Source organism: Nostoc sp., assembly GCF_036919495.1.
Taxonomy (GTDB): domain Bacteria; phylum Cyanobacteriota; class Cyanobacteriia; order Cyanobacteriales; family Nostocaceae; genus Nostoc.
Window position 1 is genome coordinate 20,618 of sequence record NZ_JBALBZ010000015.1, and the last position, 21,173, is coordinate 41,790.

22 protein-coding genes are annotated in these 21,173 nt (G+C 42.3%); 12 read left to right on the top strand and 10 right to left on the bottom strand.

Going from position 1 to position 21,173, the window contains the following annotated elements:
• Positions 1-32 precede the first annotated feature (32 nt).
• On the bottom strand, positions 33-326 hold the full coding sequence (locus V7K25_RS01640; RefSeq protein ID WP_229552109.1) for a YggT family protein: 294 nt from the start codon (positions 324-326) through the stop codon (positions 33-35).
• Positions 327-606: 280 nt separating this feature from the next.
• Here V7K25_RS01640 and psbX point away from each other — a divergent pair, with 280 nt between their 5' ends.
• The 4 genes from psbX (at position 607) to V7K25_RS01660 (ending at position 3,158) form a co-directional block, all read left to right on the top strand.
• Positions 607-726: a photosystem II reaction center X protein gene (gene psbX / locus V7K25_RS01645; RefSeq protein ID WP_012412183.1), complete on the top strand. Its 120-nt coding sequence runs from the start codon at positions 607-609 to the stop codon at positions 724-726.
• A 245-nt stretch (positions 727-971) separates the two neighbouring features.
• Entirely contained in the window at positions 972-1,892 is a 921-nt protein-coding gene (locus V7K25_RS01650) for a Ycf66 family protein (protein WP_335154479.1), read from the top strand.
• 47 nt (positions 1,893-1,939) lie between these two features.
• Positions 1,940-2,500, top strand: a complete 561-nt coding sequence (locus V7K25_RS01655) for a TolB family protein (RefSeq protein WP_335154481.1) — start codon at positions 1,940-1,942, stop codon at positions 2,498-2,500.
• Positions 2,501-2,633: 133 nt separating this feature from the next.
• Entirely contained in the window at positions 2,634-3,158 is a 525-nt protein-coding gene (locus tag V7K25_RS01660; protein WP_335154483.1) for a TolB family protein, read from the top strand.
• 56 nt (positions 3,159-3,214) lie between these two features.
• On the opposite strand, the gene V7K25_RS01665 is transcribed toward V7K25_RS01660, so the two are convergent.
• Positions 3,215-4,222: a succinate dehydrogenase/fumarate reductase iron-sulfur subunit gene (locus V7K25_RS01665; RefSeq protein WP_335154531.1), complete on the bottom strand. Its 1,008-nt coding sequence runs from the start codon at positions 4,220-4,222 to the stop codon at positions 3,215-3,217.
• 1,453 nt (positions 4,223-5,675) lie between these two features.
• Between V7K25_RS01665 and V7K25_RS01670 the strand changes: the two genes are divergently transcribed.
• On the top strand, positions 5,676-6,113 hold the full coding sequence (locus V7K25_RS01670; RefSeq protein ID WP_335154485.1) for an AbrB family transcriptional regulator: 438 nt from the start codon (positions 5,676-5,678) through the stop codon (positions 6,111-6,113).
• Positions 6,114-6,398: 285 nt separating this feature from the next.
• Positions 6,399-7,268, top strand: coding sequence for a CPBP family intramembrane glutamic endopeptidase (locus V7K25_RS01675; RefSeq protein ID WP_335154487.1), 870 nt, complete (start codon positions 6,399-6,401; stop codon positions 7,266-7,268).
• Between the two features lie 131 nt (positions 7,269-7,399).
• Here V7K25_RS01675 and V7K25_RS01680 read toward each other — a convergent pair whose 3' ends face one another.
• From V7K25_RS01680 to V7K25_RS01695, 4 genes are all read right to left on the bottom strand, one after another.
• Complete coding sequence (locus V7K25_RS01680; RefSeq protein WP_335154489.1) at positions 7,400-8,521, bottom strand: geranylgeranyl reductase family protein; 1,122 nt, start codon at positions 8,519-8,521, stop codon at positions 7,400-7,402.
• 137 nt (positions 8,522-8,658) lie between these two features.
• Complete coding sequence (frr, locus tag V7K25_RS01685; protein ID WP_335154491.1) at positions 8,659-9,207, bottom strand: ribosome recycling factor; 549 nt, start codon at positions 9,205-9,207, stop codon at positions 8,659-8,661.
• Entirely contained in the window at positions 9,194-9,922 is a 729-nt protein-coding gene (gene pyrH, locus V7K25_RS01690; protein WP_100898733.1) for a UMP kinase, read from the bottom strand. The genes frr and pyrH overlap by 14 nt, the downstream gene beginning before the upstream one ends.
• Before the next feature lie 71 nt (positions 9,923-9,993).
• Complete coding sequence (locus tag V7K25_RS01695) at positions 9,994-10,548, bottom strand: thioredoxin family protein (protein ID WP_335154493.1); 555 nt, start codon at positions 10,546-10,548, stop codon at positions 9,994-9,996.
• Between the two features lie 446 nt (positions 10,549-10,994).
• Between V7K25_RS01695 and V7K25_RS01700 the strand changes: the two genes are divergently transcribed.
• Positions 10,995-11,894 carry an alpha/beta fold hydrolase gene (locus tag V7K25_RS01700; protein WP_335154496.1) on the top strand — a complete coding sequence of 300 codons (900 nt, stop codon included), beginning with the start codon at positions 10,995-10,997 and terminating at the stop codon, positions 11,892-11,894.
• Between the two features lie 33 nt (positions 11,895-11,927).
• Here the strand turns inward: V7K25_RS01700 and V7K25_RS01705 are convergent, their stop codons facing one another.
• Positions 11,928-12,632, bottom strand: a complete 705-nt coding sequence (locus V7K25_RS01705; RefSeq protein WP_335154498.1) for a diacylglycerol/polyprenol kinase family protein — start codon at positions 12,630-12,632, stop codon at positions 11,928-11,930.
• Between the two features lie 61 nt (positions 12,633-12,693).
• Between V7K25_RS01705 and yidD the strand changes: the two genes are divergently transcribed.
• The 5 genes from yidD (at position 12,694) to V7K25_RS01730 (ending at position 15,472) form a co-directional block, all read left to right on the top strand.
• Complete coding sequence (gene yidD / locus V7K25_RS01710) at positions 12,694-12,930, top strand: membrane protein insertion efficiency factor YidD (protein WP_012412579.1); 237 nt, start codon at positions 12,694-12,696, stop codon at positions 12,928-12,930.
• Positions 12,931-13,132: 202 nt separating this feature from the next.
• Positions 13,133-13,360 carry a hypothetical protein gene (locus V7K25_RS01715; protein ID WP_335154500.1) on the top strand — a complete coding sequence of 76 codons (228 nt, stop codon included), beginning with the start codon at positions 13,133-13,135 and terminating at the stop codon, positions 13,358-13,360.
• A gap of 45 nt (positions 13,361-13,405) precedes the next feature.
• Positions 13,406-14,497, top strand: a complete 1,092-nt coding sequence (gene ychF / locus V7K25_RS01720; protein WP_335154502.1) for a redox-regulated ATPase YchF — start codon at positions 13,406-13,408, stop codon at positions 14,495-14,497.
• Positions 14,498-14,792: 295 nt separating this feature from the next.
• Positions 14,793-15,035 carry an AbrB/MazE/SpoVT family DNA-binding domain-containing protein gene (locus tag V7K25_RS01725; RefSeq protein WP_335154504.1) on the top strand — a complete coding sequence of 81 codons (243 nt, stop codon included), beginning with the start codon at positions 14,793-14,795 and terminating at the stop codon, positions 15,033-15,035.
• The gene (locus tag V7K25_RS01730) at positions 15,029-15,472 is read left to right on the top strand and encodes a type II toxin-antitoxin system PemK/MazF family toxin (protein WP_335154506.1); all 444 of its coding nucleotides are present in this window, start codon (positions 15,029-15,031) and stop codon (positions 15,470-15,472) included. Before V7K25_RS01725 ends, V7K25_RS01730 begins: the two co-directional genes overlap by 7 nt.
• A gap of 114 nt (positions 15,473-15,586) precedes the next feature.
• Here the strand turns inward: V7K25_RS01730 and V7K25_RS01735 are convergent, their stop codons facing one another.
• The 3 genes from V7K25_RS01735 to V7K25_RS01745 are packed head-to-tail and all read right to left on the bottom strand — an operon-like array spanning position 15,587 to position 20,897.
• Positions 15,587-17,887 (bottom strand): hybrid sensor histidine kinase/response regulator, encoded by a 2,301-nt coding sequence (locus V7K25_RS01735; RefSeq protein WP_335154533.1) that lies wholly within the window; start codon positions 17,885-17,887, stop codon positions 15,587-15,589.
• A 5-nt stretch (positions 17,888-17,892) separates the two neighbouring features.
• Positions 17,893-18,318 (bottom strand): response regulator, encoded by a 426-nt coding sequence (locus V7K25_RS01740; RefSeq protein ID WP_442948047.1) that lies wholly within the window; start codon positions 18,316-18,318, stop codon positions 17,893-17,895.
• 8 nt (positions 18,319-18,326) lie between these two features.
• Positions 18,327-20,897 (bottom strand): GAF domain-containing protein, encoded by a 2,571-nt coding sequence (locus V7K25_RS01745; RefSeq protein WP_335154510.1) that lies wholly within the window; start codon positions 20,895-20,897, stop codon positions 18,327-18,329.
• Positions 20,898-21,173: the final 276 nt, after the last annotated feature.

Sequence of the window (21,173 nt, forward strand, 5' to 3'; positions counted from 1 at the left end):
TGCCCCCCATCCCCAATGCCCATGCCCCATCCCTAATTAACACGAGATAGCATAGTCAACAATCCTTGCTGACCTAGTAATATTTCTCGCACCAGACTGAAGATACCAACCCAAATAATAGGTGTAATGTCCACTCCGCCTATAGGTTGCACCAGTTTTCGCAATGGCACTAAAAATGGTTCGGTGGGCCAAGCTATTAAATTAAAGGGCAAACGATTCAGATTCACTTGCGGATACCAAGTGAGAATGATCCGAAATATAAATAAAAATGTCATCAGCCCTAATACAGGGCCAAGAATCCAAGCAGTCAGGTCAACACCAGTCATCGGTTTAAGGTAGTATCTATCGTAAAGAAAGAAAAACTTAGGCGAACTGCAAGCCGTGCTTCGCGTAGGCGTAGCCCATCGTAGACATCGCTACAAAATTTGAAGCTTTGTAAAGCACTCTCATCATCATTTTAACCAAATGCTGCCACTTCCTTCTGGAATAGAAAAGCAAACTCCCTCACAACACTTACCAAGTTTGGCAGTTCAAAGTTAGAGGCTTCTCAAGAAAGTAATACACTATTAAAATTAGGATGAAGTGTGTAAAAAAAGGTTTAGAAGTATGACGCCTTCTTTAGCAAATTTTCTTTGGAGTCTGTTATGGGGTACTGCAATTGTTGTGATACCCGTTACAGTTGGTCTAATTTTCATTAGCCAAAAAGATAAAATTCAGCGTTCATAATGCTTATGAGAGTCAAAGTGACTCTCACAACTGATTGTCTGTCAGCTATTTATAATTGCATTAAAAGCAGCAGTGTTTGCCGCTAAAAGCAGTTGTAGATTACAGACATAGGTGTTTTTATTTTTCGGTGAACAGCTTCAGAGCTTCTTTGCCAGAGGCTTTGAAGCTTCAATATATCGTGACTAATTACAGTAGTGATTTTAATTGTGACTCGCTAACATAGATTTGATATTGGGAAAACAGCAATGATAAATTTTGGGCTGAACTCAGCCAGTTTTCTGGCTCAGGTAAATTTTGGGGCAAACTCAGCCAGTATTCTAGGAATTTTCCTGGCTGTGGCTGGGGCAGCACTGTATTTTCTCCGCACTGTGCGTCCAGAATTGTCACGGGATCAAGATATCTTTTTTGCGGCAGTCGGTTTGCTCTGCGGCTTCATTCTCGTGTTTCAAGGATGGCGCTTAGACCCGATTCTACAATTTGGTCAATTGCTTTTAGTCGGCACAACTGTGTTTTTTGCAGTTGAAAGTATTCGCCTGCGGAGTATAGCGACCCAGCAAGCAAAGCGCAACACTCCGATTGTGGATGATGAGCGAGAGGTAAGCGGAAATTATTCAATGAACCGCAATCGCAAGAAGTATGGGGCTGAGATGGAGGCAGACTTAGATCCACTGCCTTACGAAGAGGAGGAGGAACGCCCCGTGCGTGCCCGGATTCGCGGTAGCAGGGATGAGATTTCCACTCGTGATAACTACTACGAGGAGCAACCCCCCCGCCGTTCAGAACGCCGTAACAGCAGCAGCACTGAAAGACAGGCTCCAGCAGATAGAACGCGGCGGCGGACTTCTGGGCGTCCTGTGAATCGCCCTTCTGAAAGCTCTGAAGAAGAAAATTGGGGTTCTTCATCTAGGCAAGTTGATGATTGGGAAAGTTCGGCAGGGGAAGCCAGAAAACCCTCTCGGCGTAATAATAATGGATCTGGGCGTCCAGAAAGCCGGGAAGATGATGTCGCTCCCAGACCAAGAAGGCGTCGTCCATCAACGGACTCAACTCCTCGAAGACCGCGCGAAGATGATGAGGCGATCCCAACTGATTATGTGCCATACAACCCGGTTGAAATACCAAATGAGGGGCGAGATAATTCGACCGATTTTGATGACGATGTTTAAAACAGTTGGGGTGACAGTAGGTTTAAAGGCGACGGAAAACAGTTGAGGTGGAAAAATTTACGCCTACATTTTGGCTCCAAAGACCAATTCATTGGAGCCTGGTTTTTGGTTTAACCAGTTTGCTTGCATCATGTGGTTATAATGATGTTTCTATAGGGCCTACTTCCCTCAACAGTCGCTACACTGAGGAGCAACCTGCTTTGAGTGGAAATGGGCGCTTTTTAGCGTTTGTATCTAATCGGAATGGTAATCAGCAGCTACTGGTTTTTGATCTAGAGAGGCAACTGTTTATTGGTACACCGGGGATAAACCGAGCGGAGACAATTGCTGAAAGTCCTAGCTTGAGCTATACCGGGCGTTATATTGCTTATCTTACTAGTGACCAAGGTAGACCAGTAGTGGCGCTTTACGATCGCGCTACACAACAGTCGCAAATCGTCACACCAACCTATCGCGGCTGGGTCAGAAAACCAAATATCAGCCCCGATGGACGTTATGTTGTTTTTGAAACCGCCAGCCGTGGTCAGTGGGATATTGAAGTCCTAGACCGGGGCCCAAATATTGAGTTAGATATTCCTAATGGTGCAACTGTAGGTTCACCTCCGTAGAAGTTAGGAGTTAGGAGTCATTCAATTTTAGATTTTGAATTTTGGATTTTGGATTGAAGGAGAAATCTAAAATCCAAAATTGGCAGAGTTAGGAGTCATGAGACTATTGACTAATGACTAATGACTAAATTATATGAAACGTGTTTTTTTTATACCTGCATTTTTATCCTTTAGTTTATTGACTGGGTGTTTTGGCTACCCTCGGCTTTTGAGTTATCCCTTTGATCCGGGGGGGCGGAGTCTCAATAGTTTAGCGTCGGAATTAAACCCCCAAATTTCTGGGAGATACATTGTTTTTATTACTGACCGACGCGGTAGCCAAGATGTTTATATGTTTGATACAGTGACTCGTGATTTGGTTGATTTGCCGGGTTTAAATTCCTTTGATGCGATCGCAACTCATCCTAGCGTTACCCAAGATGGTCGTTATGTTGTGTTTGGTGCTAGCCGTCAGGGGCGATCGGCTATTTTTCTCTATGACAGGGAAACACGTCAATCACGCAATTTGACTAATAACCTACAATCTGAAGTCCGCAACCCTACAATTAGCGCTGATGGTAGTAGGATTGCTTTTGAATCCAGTAACAACGGGCAGTGGGATATTTTAGTATATGACCGTTATGGACAGCCGTTGAATATACCTCAAGAACCACGTTGAAGAATGGGGAGTGGGGAGTGGGGAGTGGTGAAAGAAAATTCCCTATTCCCTACTCCCTACTCCCTACTTTCTTCTACTTGTTGCACAGATTCAATGAGCGATCGCACTTGTTCTGTCCCTTCTGAAGGTTCAAAGGACAAGGGAAACTTACCCCGAAGAATCATCCGCAAACCGAGGGGTGCAAGACTGAGTAATCCTCTTAAATCTTTAAAGTAATTACCGACAACTTGTAAACCAAATTGACGTTCATCAATCCAACCACCTTCTTTAACTAAATCCACCAATACTTTTCGGTGACGAATTGAGCGACTATCACTGGCTTGTTTGTGGGTGAGAATTTCTTGTTTAATTTTGGTGATTTGTTCTAATGGTGCAACCTCCATTGGACAAACTGAATCGCAGTATAAACAACGGGTACAACCCCATACGCCTTTAGTACCTTCGTTGTAGCTTGCTAAACGATTTTCGGTGTCGCTATCGCGCGAGTCTGCTACCATCCGGTAAGCTTTAGCAAGGGCATGGGGGCCAACAAAGTTTGGATCAACTTCACGGGCATTGCATTCAGAGTAACATGCACCACACATAATACAGTTACCAGTTTGATCGAGGCGCGATCGCTCTTGTGGTGTTTGCAAAAACTCTCTTTCTGGTACTTGTCGTGCTGCCGTACTCACATAAGGAGCAACTGCTTCTAGATTATTCCAGAAGCTGCTCATATCTACAACCAAATCTTTAATCACGGGCATATTCCCTAGAGGAGCGATCGTGATTTCGGGAATGGGATTTACTTTACTTTGGGATGATGCTATTTGTTGTAATCTGGCAAGTTCACTGCCAACATTTTCCTTACAAGCTAAAGCCGAACGCCCATTAATTCGCATAGCACAGCTACCACAAATTGTATTACGGCAATTTTTGCGAAACGCCAAAGTTCCATCTTGCTCCCACTTAATATGATTGAGGCAATCCAGAATTGTATTACCTGCTTGAACCTCTAAAAGGTAGGTTTGCACCACTGGGGAGGAATTTTGTTGCTGTCGAATGACCTTAAAAATTACTTCCATGACCACTAACCAAAATTTTAAAATTGCTTCACCAGCCTTAAAAATCATGATTCAAGGCTGGTAGTTGCGAAAAATGAGCTATACTTTTTTGACCTTCATTCAAAGCCTAGTGTTAATAGGCTGACCATGAAAGAGCGACTGATTCTAGTTTAACGATAACCATTCAAACTTCACTTATAGCAGTGCTGTAGCCAAGATTTGTGTCAAATTCTCACATAAAACGCTAAAAATGTAATTATAGCTTTGCATTGAATTTACCTGTTTAGGAATGTAAAGGAAAGAGCGTTTTACCTTCATCTCTGACCTAGCGATCGTATCCCAATTAAATGCATGTCAGGTTAGCGACACCTCTTAATGTCAACTTCAGTCAGAGCAACTAACTAGAAAATTCAGCAGAAGCCACCGCTTGACGGAATTTTTTGATTATATAGAAGTGTAAAAGGGTATGTTCAATATATAGTAGTGGCAATCAAGCGATAGGCAGATGTTAAGAGATTTATTCTTCCCATAGACAGACGTACAAAATTCTCTGACTGCTTTTGAGCAAAAGATAATAAACCGAGGAAAAATCCTTACCGCTTTAAAATAAAAGTTATTGTACCGGGAATCCCGGATGCGTGAGACTTTTAGATTTTTGCTTCCTCTCAATCAAGAAAATCTTGAATTTAACACATTGGTCAAAACTGCTCGTCTAAATTAGATAAATTTTTATAAAAGGCATAGAGCAATACTCACGCTAGCAATAAAGGGTTAGGAAAATCCTCAGTGCTTTTTTCAAGCTTTCAGTCCAGGAATTTAAATAAAAATTTACTAGCAACTTTAATTCAAAATTAAACAACTATTTTGCTATTATTAGTCCATGCTAGTATTTAATATAAAATTACGAAAACACAAAACAGAATCAATAGCCGTATCAGCGCGGCTACTACTGCTTTGTTAAATCGTAATGTAGAGACAAGAAAATTCGCGTCTCTACTGGCAGGACAAAAGGGCATAAGCCCATAGGACTCTATTGAAATACTATGCTTTCCTAAGCTTGAGAGGATGAGTAGAAAAAACTCTACCTTTTCATTGGGCAGAGGGGCAAGCACTAGAAGTGAAAAACCTGCATTTATTGGGATCTACGACTTATTTGGAGTAGAATTAACCCAATTTGTAAAGGTTGCTGAAAGTTACACCGCTACAGTAGCGCCAAAAGAGAAAATAATTTCATTTCTGATGGCGAATAATGGTTAAAATTGCCGTGAAATCAGCAAAATTAATTTCTATGGCAACTATGACCTCTAATTGGTTGTGGACAACCATATATAGACGTGCTTTTGGCTCCTATCGGCAGGAATTGACCCGTTACACTAGAGTCCTAAGTAGCTCTATGCAAATGCTAAAAAGCCAAATGCTGGCATGAGACTACATCGTTTTTCAGTTTGGAGAGAGTAAGGAAAATTTGAGCATAATGACTGAAACTGCAACCGCGCCATTAACCGGAAAAGCACTACTTGCTAAAGTAAAAGAACTTTCCACTTTACCACGCCGAGAAAGAGCTAAACAGTGCGGCTATTACACTGTTACTAAGAATAACCAAGTTCGTGTCAATCTCACTGATTTTTATGACGCTTTGCTATCGGCTAGAGGGATTCCTCTAAGTCCAGAAGCACCTAAAGATGGTCGTGGTCGTGAACCGACATATCGGGTTAGCGTCCATCAAAATGGTCAGATTGTGATTGGTGCTACATATACCAAAGCAATGGGCTTAAAGGCTGGAGATGAGTTTGAAATTAGGTTGGGATACAAACATATTCACCTGATTCAGCTGGGTGAAAGTGACAAAAAACTAAGCTCACAAGATATAGATTCTGACGAATCGGACGAAGATTTGGAAGACGAAGAGTAAATTTGCTGACGGTAGGGATAAGTTTCAGGTGATGATAACTTATCCTTACCCCAACAAAAACTAGTGCAGGTCGGCGGAAATAAACTTATTATTTCATTACAACCATAAAGCTCAAAATTAAAGATTTTTGACTTTTGACGTTTGACTTCCGCTTTGCGGTACTAGTAGCTCTATTTAGAAAATTTTGTCACAAGTAAAGAATACGATTAGACCCCTTGCAGAAGTCACCAATTTTAGTAGAGTCTTGATTAATCAGCAAGAAATCTATAGTGCAAGAAGTCTATCGTGTTTTTTTTGTTTAGTTTAGTAACTTACTTTGAGTCTCCTATCAACGCTTTATTGGCGTTTATGGGAAATGCACCAGCACTAGTTGTAGTGATGGCATTTTTTATTTTCTGGATAGTTTGCTGGTTGCCAGTGGCAACAGTATCAGCAATATTGGTCAATTGGCAACCCCCTAAACCTTTACAGCCAGAGCAAAAGATGCCGTTATTGGTGTCACTCTACCTATTAGCTCCCCTAATTCTCTGGGGAGTTAGTTGGCTTACCAATAAATCTTTTTCAGATTACGGCTTTGTTGGGAATCTTTCAACTCTTGGTTCTTTAGCGCTAGGTTTTGCTTTGGGAGTCGTGAGCCTAGCTATTGTATTTAGTGGGCAATTTGGGTTAGGGTGGTGTTCTTTTGAAAAGACGAATTTCAAGTTAGCGCTACCCATCTTGCTACCGATTTTCTTGATAGCGTTATTAGTTGGTGGGATAGAAGAGTTAGTTTTTCGCGGTTTCGTGTTTACTGAATTAGCGCAGGATTATCCAGTTTGGGTAGCAGCAGCAATTTCTAGCTTGATATTTGCTTTGCTACACCTAGTTTGGGAGCAACGTGAAACCGCACCTCAACTCCCTGGATTGTGGCTGATGGGAATGGTGCTAGTGTTAGCACGCTTTGCCTCTAGCAACAATTTGGGTTTAGCTTGGGGATTGCATGCGGGATGGATATGGGCGATCGCTACAATAGACACAGCAGAACTGATTACTTATACAGGTAAAGTCTCTGATTGGTTCACAGGTAAGAATAAAAAACCCCTAGCTGGTTTGGCAGGAATTCTTTGTGTATTCGGAACTGGAGTGATTATCTGGCTTTTCTCTAGGTATTTTTAACTTCGCTTTAGGCTGCAATATTTGAGCATAGTTAAAGTGAAAATAGGGCGCGTGAGACGCCCACCCGATTAATTAATTTTTGTGGGATGGGCGTCTTGTCGATTAGAGATTCGTTACCTAATCCCTAATACTTAACCTCCAAAGCCAGGAATTAAACGCTTGAGGGCGCGATCGGTAACGTCGCTGTATCGCAGTTCTCCACAGAGAATCTTACCCATGATTTTGGCACCGGAGGGATGCTTAACACCAACTTTGTAGCCAATAGCAGGAAAGCGATAGAATGCTCCAGCTAATTTTTGTGCCCAAGCCATCTCAGTACCCCATTCTTCGTTAATAGCTTCAGTATATTTTTCTAAAGCGTTGGTATCACCAGAAAGGGCGTCATTAATAGCTCCTGCTGCAATCAAACCGCTAAAAATTGACGGACGAATACCTTCTGCTGTCATGGGATAAACTACACAAGCAGCTTCCCCAGCCAAAACTGCATTTTGAGTATGCAATTTTTGCTTTCCATTCCACAAGCAAAGGGGATAACCATACTGCTTGCTAGTTTTGATATCTAGATCAAAAGATCGCGCGTACTCATCTAAAATCTTTTTAAAATCTTGGGGTTGACCACCAACAAATGTACCGATACCAATAGAATAACCATCCGCCTTCGGGAAGTTCCAAATGTAGCCATTTTTCACCAAGCCCAACTCAAGGTGAATTGTAGATTTGTCTTTGACAGTTGCAGAAACTTCTGCTTCTAAAGCTGCTGCTAAACTGCGTTTACGGTCTTTGAAGCCTAGCCATTTTGCCATTGGCCCTTTAGCACCATCAGCCGCGATTAAGTAGCGACCTGTAACCGGCCCATTGGTTGTGTAAATTTGCCAATAGTCACTTTTAAATTCAATACTCGTTACTTCAGTATTATCTCGGAGTTCAGCCCCTTGCTTCTGCGCCTGCTGCACTAGGAAATGGTCAAAAATATCTCGTCGCACCATCCAGACTGGTTCTTCTGTGGCGATTTTTGCTTCCACTGGATCGCCCAATTTCCAGGTAAAGCGAAAGGAGTCGGCTTTTACAGAAATTGCAGGGCTAAAATCAAAGTCAAACCATTGAGCGATCGCTGGAGATACCCCACCGCCACAAGGTTTATATCTTGGTAGAGATTCTTTTTCTAACACTAATACTGAGCGGCCCTGTTTAGCTAAATGATATGCAGCTGTTCCACCAGATGGCCCAGCACCGACGATGATGCAGTCGTACATAAGGCTGAATTTTTGCTCCTGAATTAATTTATTTTCTATTGAGATACTCAATCAATTTTTATTAAATACCTAAGAAATGATAAAGGCTGAAGAATTTATCCATCATCCTTCAGCCTTTATGCTTCAGACATTAAACTTTAAACAGTCGTGATGTCTTTTTCTTTTTCTGCCAAGAGTGAGTCTATTTTGGCAGTGTACTCGTTTGTCAGTTTTTGCAAGCTATCTTGTTGGTCTTTTGATTCATCTTTGGAGATTTCAGAGGCTTTCTCCTGTTTGCGAATCGCGTCTATGGCATCGCGGCGGATGTTGCGAATAGCAACACGACCTTCTTCAGCATATTTAGATGCCATTTTGACAAATTCTTTACGGCGATCGCTGGTTAAAGGCGGAATATTCAGCCGAATTACAGAACCATCGTTGCTGGGGGTTAAACCCACATCTGAGAGGGAAATCGCCTTCTCAACGATGTTTAGGGTATTACGCTCATAAGGCTGAATCAGAATTGTTGAGGCATCTGGCGTGCTAATATTTGCCAGTGATTTTATGGGCGTGGGCGAACCGTAATAGTCCACTAATACCTTATCTAATAAACTCGCATTGGCGCGACCAGTGCGAATCGTGTTAAAAGCTCGTTGAGTTGAATCAACAGAACTTTGCATTTTACTTTTCGCGTCAGCTAATATCACAAGAACCTCCCACAAGGGTACCGATGGATTCTCCCAAGACGGCTCGGTGGATGTTACCTCGCACCGTTAAGTCAAATACCAGAATTGGGATATTATTTTCTTTACACAAGGCGATCGCAGTACTATCCATCACCCGCAAATCTTTCGCTAAAACATGCGCGTAGGTAAGGCTATTGTAACGCTTGGCGTCAGGATAAATGTGAGGATCGGCATCATACACTCCATCTACTTTGGTGGCTTTAAAAATCACTTCTGCATCAATTTCTGCGGCTCTTAATGCCGCAGTAGTATCCGTAGTAAAGAAGGGATTTCCAGAACCAGCACCAAAAATTACCACCCGTCCTTTTTCAAGATGGCGGATGGCACGACGACGGATATACGGTTCTGCTAATTCTTGCATAGCGATCGCAGTTTGCACCCGCGTCTGTACTCCTATGCGTTCTAGTGAATCTTGCAACGTCATGGCATTCATTACCGTGGCAATCATCCCAATATAGTCAGCGGTTGCCCTGTCCATCCCCGCCGACGCTGCTTTGACGCCACGAAAAATATTGCCGCCGCCAACAACTATGGCAATTTGAGTGCCAGTGGCTATCACCTCTGCTAATTCTTGTGCTATGCCTTTGACCACTTCGGGATCAATACCATAGCCCATGTTGCCCATTAAGGCTTCACCGCTCAGTTTGAGTAAAACCCGTCGGTAATTCGTTCCCATGAAGTTCCGCTTTATCAAAAAAGTTGCAATTGCCTCCAATTTAAGATAGCAGTTACAGGGACTATCTATGTCTAGTTACGCCAAATCAATGTAGTACCTATTGCTTCTGTTTGTGGTATATCTATTTCTTCACCAAGAAACAGAGAAGCGATCGCAGTTCTTAAATAATCCTCTCCCGCTGATAATGGGTCTTGGGGATGGTCGTCAATTTTACCTTTGTAGCGTACTATACCATTACTATCTATTAAAAATGCCATTGGTGTTTTTATAGCACCAAAACTGCGCGTTACATCTTGCGTCGAGTCCCACAGGTAAGGAAAATTCAAATCGTGACGCTGGGCAAAAGCTTTCATATTTTCAAAGCTTGGCCTAGTGACGTGATTACCATCACTGCCATTCATACCAATTAATGTGAAGCCTTTGGGGGCAAATTCGGCTTGAATGTTTTTTAACCTGTCTATATACCACTCTACATAAGGGCAGTGGTTACACATGGAAATAACGCCCACTGCTCGGAACTTCTCAAGATAACGCCTGAGATGGTGTACTTGATCGTCAATTCCTGGCAGTTCAAAATCAGGTGCATAGCTCCCAATGGGAGTATCGATTGTTTCTAGTAGATTCATGATTTCTGGCTCGCAGAACTAGGAACAAGAAAAATATTGTTAAACTCAGCGTCAGTTTCCAGTTGCAAACCACTCCTTAGCCGATGCCTCATCTTCGACAATGTTATATACCAAATTTGCGATCGTAAATTGTGAAACTACTGAATCTAGCATTGATGCTAATTCTCTCACATCTAAAAATAGCAAAGATATTACTCACATTATTGTAGAAGTTATGACTTCTAATACTGACATAATCTAAGTTGTGAGTAAATTACCTCTATCAACAACACGAAAATCTATGCTGGATAAAACTATCAGCATAAAAGTTTTCGTGGTGTCTGTCTAAGCTATCACTAAAGTAAAGGATTTACTTTGAAAATTTGATAAATTTTATTCAAATTCACAACAATTTTACTTGCGTCTTCCTGCTGAAAGGCTTTTACCCTTGTATTCATCAAATTTTTATGACAACCTCAAGTTCAAAAACAGCACTTAACTCTACAAAAACCTGGATTTGGCAAGATTTCCCTATCTGCTATCAAACCCAAGGAACCACTGGGCCAGCTGTTGTTCTGGTACATGGATTTGGCGCTTCTTGGTGGCATTGGCAAAAGAATATTCCCGTATTAGCACAAAGTTGCCGTGTTTATGCGATCGATTTAATTGGTTTTGGTGCTTCTGCAAAACCTCAACCTGGAGAAAAAATTGCCTACACATTAGAAACCTGGGGACAGCAGGTAGCAGATTTTTGTCGTGAAGTAGTGGGTGAGCCAGCTTTTTTAGTCGGAAATTCTATTGGCTGTATTGTAGCCATGCAAGCAGCAGTAAGCAACCCAGATATTGCCTTGGGAGTTGCTTTGCTCAACTGTTCTTTACGGCTGTTGCACGATCGCAAACGGGTAACTTTACCTTTATCTCGTCGTTACGGAGCGCCTCTACTGCAACGCCTGTTATCTATCAAACCAGTTGGCGATTTCTTTTTCAATCAACTCGCCAAACCGAAAACGGTGCGGAAAATTTTGTTGCAAGCTTATGCAAATGCTGAGATGGTGACAGATGAGTTGGTAGATATTCTCACTTCACCAGCAAGCGATCCGGGGGCTGGGGCTGTGTTTTTGGCTTTTACTTCTTATTCTACAGGGCCATTACCAGAAGACCTTTTGCCATTGTTACAGTGTCCGGCGATTATCTTGTGGGGAACAGCCGATCCGTGGGAACCAATTAAATTAGGGAGAGAATTAGCTAACTTTGGGCAAGTAGAAAAGTTTATTCCTTTAGAGGGAGTGGGGCATTGTCCGCAGGATGAAGCGCCGGAGTTAGTCAATCCAATTTTACTCGATTGGATTTTGGAGCGATCGCGGTAATAGACTTGGCTCAATTTTAATGTAATGGAAAGATTAGTAACTCAAAACTAACTGACTTAAAAAGTAGGCAAGGGCTGCACTACCCAAAGGAACTGTCAAATTGTCAATACCTAAAAATGAAACAGCTTCTAAAGCAGTAGCTATAACTGCTACTAATATTGATACTGCCCAAGTTTGCCAACTGTTTCCTTGAGTTCCAACTAAAATCAAACTACTGACGATATAGCTAACGAGCATCATAGTTAGGGAGCCTTCCCAACTTTTTTCTGTCCCAAAAACTTTATATTTATGTTTACCAAAACGTTGCCCAATTAAGGCTGCTAGTCCATCTCCCCAAGTCATCACCAAAATTCCTAGTGCTGCGTACTGGGGTTGTTGCAAGTACCAGAACCAGGCAACTAAAATACCGAAACTGACAGAGTAAAAAAATGTTCCTAAGCTTTGCCGTCCAACGCTATTAATACCAGGAAGAATGGGTAATCGGTAGGATAATAAGGTGATTGCACTCGCTAAAATAGAAGCTGTAATCCCTACGCTGGCGGGAATATCTAACCACCAAGCTATTAAAATCACATTACCAGTGCCAATATGAACTATCTTCCGCACGATTTCTGGCTTGTCGGCAAAGCGGTTTACCACCCCTGCAATCAGAAGGATGAGTAACACCCAAATTGCAGCGATCGCAATTTGCAGCCAGAAAACCGGAATTGAGGTGAAGTCAGAAAATGTAATTAGCAAAGATGCAAAAAAATGAAAAGTTTTACCTCTGTTACTAATTTATAAGATTTGGGTAGCTGCAATGAAATTATTATTTATTTGGCTGATTCGGGGCTACCGAATGTTTATCTCGCCGTTGTTTCTCCCGACTTGTCGCTTTCAACCAACTTGTTCGATGTATGCTATTGAAGCTATTGAACGATTTGGAGTGTTGCGTGGTAGCTGGATGGCAACTCGGCGGATTTTGCGCTGTCATCCGTTTCATCCAGGTGGTTACGATCCAGTGCCGGAGGTGGTGGAGAAGGTTAAGGAGGAGTAGTTTTGTGCAAATGGTGGGGAATTGAGGGGTGGAGTTTAAACGCAGAGGGGCGCAAAGGGAAGCGCAGAGGGACGCGGAGGATGAGAAGGGCGGTAAATTATTAAAGGATGTGTTCGTGGGATAGATAGCTATTTGGGGAGATGTCAACAGATGAGGTTGTCATCTAGCGTGGGAAGGTTGAATAATTTAATTTAGATCTACCATGATTAATCCGACTGCGATTTCTATACCTGAACCACAAATTCCTACTCCTGGGCCGAGTCCGCTACCTAGCCCCAATCCTGGGCCGAATCCGCTACCTAGTCCCGAGCCTGTACCGGGGCCAGCGATTCCTCAACCGTTACCTGGGCCTGTACCAGAACCAGTACCTGCTCCCATTCCTCAGACGGTTCCAGGGCCGATTCCCCAAACCATACCAGAACCTGTTTAGATTAACTTGGTAATGTAATCTAAAATCCCAAATCTAAAATCCAAAATGCTAAGAGCCGGAATTGTCGGACTTCCCAACGTCGGAAAATCTACTTTATTTAATGCTGTAGTTGCTAATGCCAAAGCAGAAGCAGCTAATTTCCCTTTTTGCACGATTGAACCGAATGTCGGCGTTGTCGCAGTACCGGATGAACGGTTAAATGTTCTTGCTAAGATTGCCAGTTCGGCACAAATCATCCCGGCGCGGGTTGAATTTGTCGATATAGCTGGTTTAGTTAAAGGTGCTAGTCAGGGTGAGGGACTAGGGAATCAATTTCTGTCCCACATCCGGGAAGTTGATGCGATCGTCCATGTGGTACGTTGTTTTGAAAATGACGATATTATCCACGTTGCTGGTTCTGTTGATCCAGCGCGAGATATTGAAATCATTAATATAGAACTGGGTTTATCAGATTTAGCACAAATTGAGCGGCGAATTGACCGCACTCGCAAACAAGCTCGTACCAGCAAAGATGCACAGTTTGAAGTCTCAGTCTTAGAAAAATTAGCTGCGGCTTTAAATGAAGGTAAATCGGTGCGTCAGGTAAGCTTGAATGAAGAAGAAACAGAAATTATTAAAGGTTTAGAACTGCTCACTTATAAACCGATTATCTACGCCGCCAATGTATCTGAGGATGAGTTGGCAACTGGTAATCATTTTGTGGAAACAGTGCGGCAAATTGCATCGACAGAAAATGCTCAAGTTGTGATAGTTTCGGCCCAAGTTGAAGCTGAATTAGTGGAATTACCAGAGTCAGATAAAGCTGATTTCCTCGCATCTTTAGGTGTGGAAGAAGGCGGTTTGAAATCGTTGATTCGAGCAACTTATATGCTTCTAGGCTTGCGGACATATTTCACTTGTGGCCCTAAAGAAACCCGCGCTTGGACAATTAATGCCGGAATGTCTGCACCTCAAGCTGCTGGTGTAATCCACAGTGATTTTGAGCGGGGATTTATTCGCGCCGAAACTGTTGCTTATAAAGATTTGGTAACAACTGGTTCGATGAATGCTGCGAAGGAAAAAGGGTTGGTTCGCAGTGAAGGGAAAGAGTATGTTGTGCAGGAAGGGGATGTAATGTTGTTCCGATTTAATGTGTAGGGGTAATTAATCAGTGACCGTTATCGATAAGATAATGGTCAACTTACACTAGGTTGCGTAGGCTTTGCCCGCCGTAGGCATCGCACTCTAAACGTTGACAAAATGCTCAATAGATGCATCTGCTTTTAAGGAAGTTGCTAGGCGATCGCAAATAAAGCTACAAGGGAACGTTGACACCCGCTAATAAAACGTGTATCTTCAATGTATATACGTTAGAAAAATTTTTAAAAGTGTTTCACTCCGAAAATCTAAAGTTCGGGCGTGTAGATCGCTAAGAAAATTTTTGGAGATAGGTATGACCGCAGTTGTTGCTAAATGGGGAAATAGTTTAGCTATTCGGATTCCAAGAGCGGTAGCTGAACAAGCACATGTAACCGAAGGGACAGCTATAGACCTTAGTGTGGAAGGTAATAATATTATAATTACACCACAAAAAAGAAAAAAGTATACTCTTGATGAGTTGCTTGAAGGCATGACTCCCGATCAATTCCATTCGGAATTTGAAACTGGAAACGCTGTGGGGAATGAAGATTGGTAGTTAATCCATACTTTCCCAAAAGAGGAGATATTATCAAATTAGAATTTGGAGCTACACAGCAGTTTACGGTTGATTCAATTCAGCGTACATTTGCCCTCTACACATCAGGAATGTCATTTGATGACATTGCTAGGACAATGAACAATGAACTACAACAGCAAGGGCGGGAGCAAATGGGCTACCGCCCTGTTCTTGTTATATCTCCACTTAAATACAATCGAATCGCTTCTTTAGTTTTAGCGTGTCCTATAACTAGCAAGGCAAAAGGGCTTAATTTTGAAGTTCCACTTGTTGAAGGAATGCAAACAAAAGGAGTTGTGTTATCCGACCAAATTAAAACACTCGATTGGAAAGCAAGAAAGGTAAAATTTGTTGAAAGTGTTTCACAAGATTTAATAGAAGAAGTACAGGCAAAGCTCGAGACATTAATTTTATAAAACTAATTTTATTTGAATTTAGAAGTGCGATCGCACCCCAATACGGTTCGGATAAGCAGGGGGAGGAGGAGAGACAATCTAAAATCTAAAATCTAAAATCTAAAATTGTTTGACTCACGATAGTACTTTCTGTAAAGAAAGCAATAATTCGTTGACAGTATAGGGCTTTGGCAAAAACGTATTGACACCAATGTTAGTTAATGAACTGAGCTTCTTCTCAGACATAAGTCCACTGCTGGCAATAATTCTGGCTTGGGGATTGATTTTTCGCAGGGTACGGATGGCAGTTAAACCATCTAACGAAGGCAGCATAAGATCCATTAGTACAGCACTAATTTTGTCCCTATTTTTAGCGTACAGCGCGATCGCCTCAATGCCATCACTGGCAACTAAGATTTTATAATTGTGAGTTTCTAGTGATGTTCTGGTAATCTCAAGAATTGCAACTTCGTCATCCACAACCAAAATTAATTCTCCATGTCCTCTCTGCGGTGGCAATTCTTCTGGAGTGAGTGTTTCCATTCCTTCGACTGCTGGTAAGTAAACCTTAAAGCTAGTGCCACTTCCCACTTCGCTATACACGTCCACAAAACCTCCGTGGCTTTTAACTATCCCCAGCACGGTGGAAAGTCCTAAACCAGTGCCTTGTCCCACATCTTTTGTGGTAAAGAATGGCTCGAAAATTCTATCTAAGATTTCTCTAGGAATCCCACTTCCTGTATCGGAGACAGTAATCACTGTGTAAGGCCCCTCTTTGGCTTCCAGGTTCATCCGGGCATAATTTTCGTCAATTAACAGATTCTCAGCAGAGATACTCAAACTACCGCCATTGGGCATAGCATCGCGGGCGTTAACGCAGAGGTTCATCAGCACTTGATGCAGTTGGGTGCTATCTCCAGAAAGCATCCACAAATCCTGCGGTACATCGGTGCTAATTTCTATGGATTTGGGAAATGTCTCTTTGAGAATCTTGCCAAGTTCCACAATTATATGTCTGAGTTGCAAAGTGATTCGCTTCCCTTCTACACCCCGCGCAAAGGATAGCACCTGTTTGACTAAATCAGCACCGCGTCTAGCGTTAATTTCCAAAATTTCTAGTAGATGACGAGTTCGCTCATCTGCATTAGGAAATTTGAGCGGTAATAATTGCGCTCCTGCCAAAATCGGTGTCAAGATATTGTTGAGGTCGTGAGCAATGCCACTAGCTAAAGTGCCAATACTTTCTAGGCGTTGGGCGCGAAACAATTGGGCTTCTAAGTGTTTTTTCTCGGTAATATCTGTGTCAACTGTGAGAATAGATTTGGGTTTCCCTTGTTCGTTGCACACCAAACTCCAGCGACTAGCAACAAGGATTTCCTTGTCAGTTTTAGTAAGTTTAGTTAACTCGCCCTGCCACTTTCCTTTACTAAGAACTTGTAAAAGAGCCGCTTCGATTTCTGGTGAAGGTTCGTCATACAAAAGCTCAGTGGCATTTTTGCCCCAAGCTTCTGCCGCTTTCCAACCGTAAAGTGTTTCTGCACCTTTGTTCCAGAAGATAATTTGATTGTTTAAATCTCGCAGGCAAATGGCATCTGTGGTGACATCAAGTAATGCTGCTTGTTCGCGGATTTTTTCTTCTGCCAATTTGCGATCGCGTAGCGCAGCTTGCTGTTCGCGCAGTGCGGCTTGTCGTTCGCTAATATCAATACTGGCGCATGTCACGCCAACAACTTCTTGCGACTCATTCCGCAATGGCTCAACTGTCAAATCGTAATATCGAGTTGTATCTTTGATTGTTATTGATACTTCCTCTCGCGTTCCTATGCCAGTGGTTAACACTCCGCGTTTAATTGTGGTGAGATGTTGAGCATCTTCAACTGGGATAATATCTAAATCTTGTTTGCCCAACATTTCTTCAACCGTCAATCCATAGGAAGGATTGTAAACCCAGGTATAGCGTAACCCGCAATCTTGGTTGTAGACAAAAATGGGAGAATTTTTTAGGGCCACCCGAAATCGTTCTTCACTCTGTCGCAGTGCGTTGTCGGCCCGTTGCCGTTCAATAGCATAACGCATTGAGCGCACCAGCAAATCGCCAGTTACTTGCCCTTTCACCAAATAATCTTGCGCTCCTTCTTGCATTGCTCTAATTGCTAGGGTTTCATCGTTTATACCCGTTAGCACAATTATCGGGGTGGCTTTTGCTTGATGGTGAGCAATGACAAAGGTTTCCAGTCCCTGGCTATCTGGCAGCGAGAGGTCTAACAAAATTACATCAAAAAGTTCCTTAGCTAAGTAGTTGAGTGCTTCGGAAAGTCGCTCAACGGGCGACAAATCAACTACAACTGTAGTAACTTCTTTTAAAAACTCTTGTAATAAAAATACATCACCAGGATTATCTTCTACTAATAAGACTTTAATATTTTTACCTGCCATTTCCACTACTCCGGTGGCAGTTTTACGATCGCAAACCAAAAATTTTCTATTGATTGTACAATTTTAACGAATTGATCGAAATCTACGGGCTTTGTTATATAACAGTTTGCACATAAATTATAGGCTTTGAGGATGTCTTCTTCAGCTTGGGAAGTAGTCAAAATTACTACAGGAATTCGCTTGAGGTTTTCATCTCCTTTAATTTCTGCTAGTACTTCTCGCCCATCTTTTTTGGGGAGATTTAAATCAAGTAGCACAATATCTGGATGGGCTGCTTTGACATATTTTTCCTGCTTTCGCAAGAATGCCATTGCCTCTACACCATCTTCGACCACATTCAAGTGAATGGAGATTTTGCTATCTTCCAAGGCGATGCGTGTGAGTTGGGCATCGCCTGGATTATCCTCTACCAACAAAACCTCAATAGGCATAATCGCTTTTATGGTGTCCACAATTGCTTACTTGCTCTATCTGGAATTGTGAAGTAGAAAGTCGAGCCTTGACCCGGTTTTGACTCAACCCAGATCCGACCGCCGTGGCGTTCTATAATTTTCTTACAAATTGCCAGACCAATTCCAGTACCCGGATACTTATCTCTACCGTGTAATCGCTGAAAAATTATAAAAATACGTTCAGCATACTGGGATTCCAAACCAATACCATTATCGCGTACCCAGAATAACCATTCATCTACCGACGGGATAACATTTAAACTTTCCCCATTTGGATTTGCATCTGGCTTCCCTACTCCGATGTGAATTCGTGGCTGCTGATGACGGCAAAATTTGATCGCATTGCCAATCAGGTTTTGAAATACTTGTATCAATTGGGTAGCATCAGCCATTACTTCAGGTAGAGAATCGTGAGTGACAATTGCTTTACTATCTGCGATCGCAATTTCAAGATTAGCGATCGCCTGCTCTAAGACAATACTACAATTTACGGACATAAAGGGCTGTCCACGGGTGCTGACGCGAGAATAATTCAACAAATCATTTATCAGCGTCTGCATCCGCCTGGCCCCATCTACTGCATAGTTGATAAACTGATCGGCATTAGCATCAAGTTGACTTTTGTATCTTCGCTCTAGTAGTTGTAAATAACTCGTTACCATCCGTAATGGCTCTTGCAAGTCATGGGAAGCCACATAAGCAAATTGTTCCAATTCCGCATTAGAACGAGCGAGTTCATGACTTTGCTGGGTTTCTTTTTCTAATAGTTGCGCTTGAGATAAAGCAATCCCAATTTGATTACCTAGTTGCTTTAACAACTCCGTCTCAAAGTTATTCCACTCTCGAGGTGCAGCACACTGATGAGCCAGCAATAAGCCCCAAATGCTGTCCCTGACGAGAATTGGCACTACGAGGTTAGCCCTGACAGCAAACTGCTGAAGAAATTCTCGATGGCATGGTTGAATGTGAGCAGCTTGAATGTCTTCCATCGCACTGACTCTGCCCTGGCGATATCTTTCTATGTATTCTTCCTTAAAACAGGGGTCAAAAATATTTTTTCCCAGAATTACCGGCCAACCGGGTAGCACCGCCTCTTGCACTACTGTTCCCGAACCATCAGGCCACAGTTGAAAAATTAAAACTCGGTCAGCTTGTAGTAGTTTTTGTACTTCTGTTACCGTGGTTTGGAGGATTTCGTCTATTTGTAATGATTCTCGAATTTTCAGAGTGATTTCAGCAAATAATTGCGATCGCAAATTCTGCCACTTTAATTCCTCATCTGCCTGCTTGCGATCTGTTATATCTGTATAAGAACCCACCATCCGCACTATATCACCCGATGCGTCCCAAAGTGCCTGTCCTCGATCTAGAATCCATTTATAGCTGCCGTCTTGGCATTGGACTCGATATTCACAGACGTAAAACGGTATTTTCTTGGCAAAGTGGTCTTGGAAGGCTTGAAGTACCCAATCTCGCTCATCGGGGTGGATTAGTTTTGTCCATTCATCCCAACCGTTGGAAACTTCGCGGTCTTTATAACCGAGCATTTCTTTCCAGCGAGTTGAGAAGAACACTTCATTAGTCTTGAGGTTCCAATCCCAAATACCATCATTATTACCATTTAATGCTAATTGCCAACGTTCTTCACTCTCTCGTAGTGCTTCTGCTGTTCGTCGTCGTTCAGTAATGTCTTGGAAATAAACAGATAAGCCGTCTTTTGCAGGATAAGCGTGGACTTGAAGCCAGCAGTTTAGTGGCTGATAAAACTCCTCAAATTCCACACTCACCTGTTCTAACATTGCCCTGTGATACTCATGATAGAATGTTGTGTCTATGAGTTCTGGAAATACCTCCCAGATGCTTTGACCTAATAATTCATTCTGGGTTTTTTGCAACAGTAGTTCTGCTTGACCATTAATGTAGGTGAATCGCCACTTTTTATCTAAGGCAAAAAACGCATCACTGATGCTTTCTAGCATATTAGCAATGCGGATTCTGGCCGATTCTGACTCGACGTGTGCTGCTTGCTCATACGCCACGAGCTTCTCGGTAATTTGAGATACTTCAGTTACATGACGCCTGAGTTCTAATTGGTCGATTACCAAGCGACTTAGAGCTACAAGCGCTTCCACTTGTTTTTGGCTCAATTCTTTTGGGGCTTGGTCAATTACACACAGAGTTCCCAGCATATCTCCCTTGGGAGTAATTAGGGGTACACCTGCATAAAACCGTATATATGGATAGCCAGTTACTACCGCATTATTTGCTAATGTTTCATCAGCTAGGGTGTCAGGAACCACCACAACATTACGCCGCTCTTGGCAAAGGTAAGATAACCCAACACACCGGGGCATTTCTGATACATCTAAACCTACTTTTGCCTTAAACCATTGGCGGTTTTCATCAATGAAATTTACCAAAGAGATGGAAGTACCACAAATAAATGCCGCTAACTGAGCAAGATTGTCATAAGCTTCTTCGGGTTCGGTGTCAAGAATTTGATACTGGTGGAGGGCTTCTAGCCGCGCCATTTCTGTATCAATTTGTCCAGCGTTCATTAACTTTTATTAATCAATTTAAATGTAATATTCAGTCATCAGGGTGGCTATCTCAAGAATAGCTTAACCTCTTGTAATAATTCTTAGTCTTTTCCCCGCCTCTGGCTGTTCAGGAAAGCCTGTTAAATTCTGTCAAAATGCTAAATTCGCATTATTAAAGTGATTTTTAGTAGCAAGCATTCCCTGTACACGCCGCAAAATTATTGCTTAGGCGTAGCCTGTTGTACATATCGCGCTGATTCTAGTGTAAACAAATTTAGTTTGTATGAGGAGATT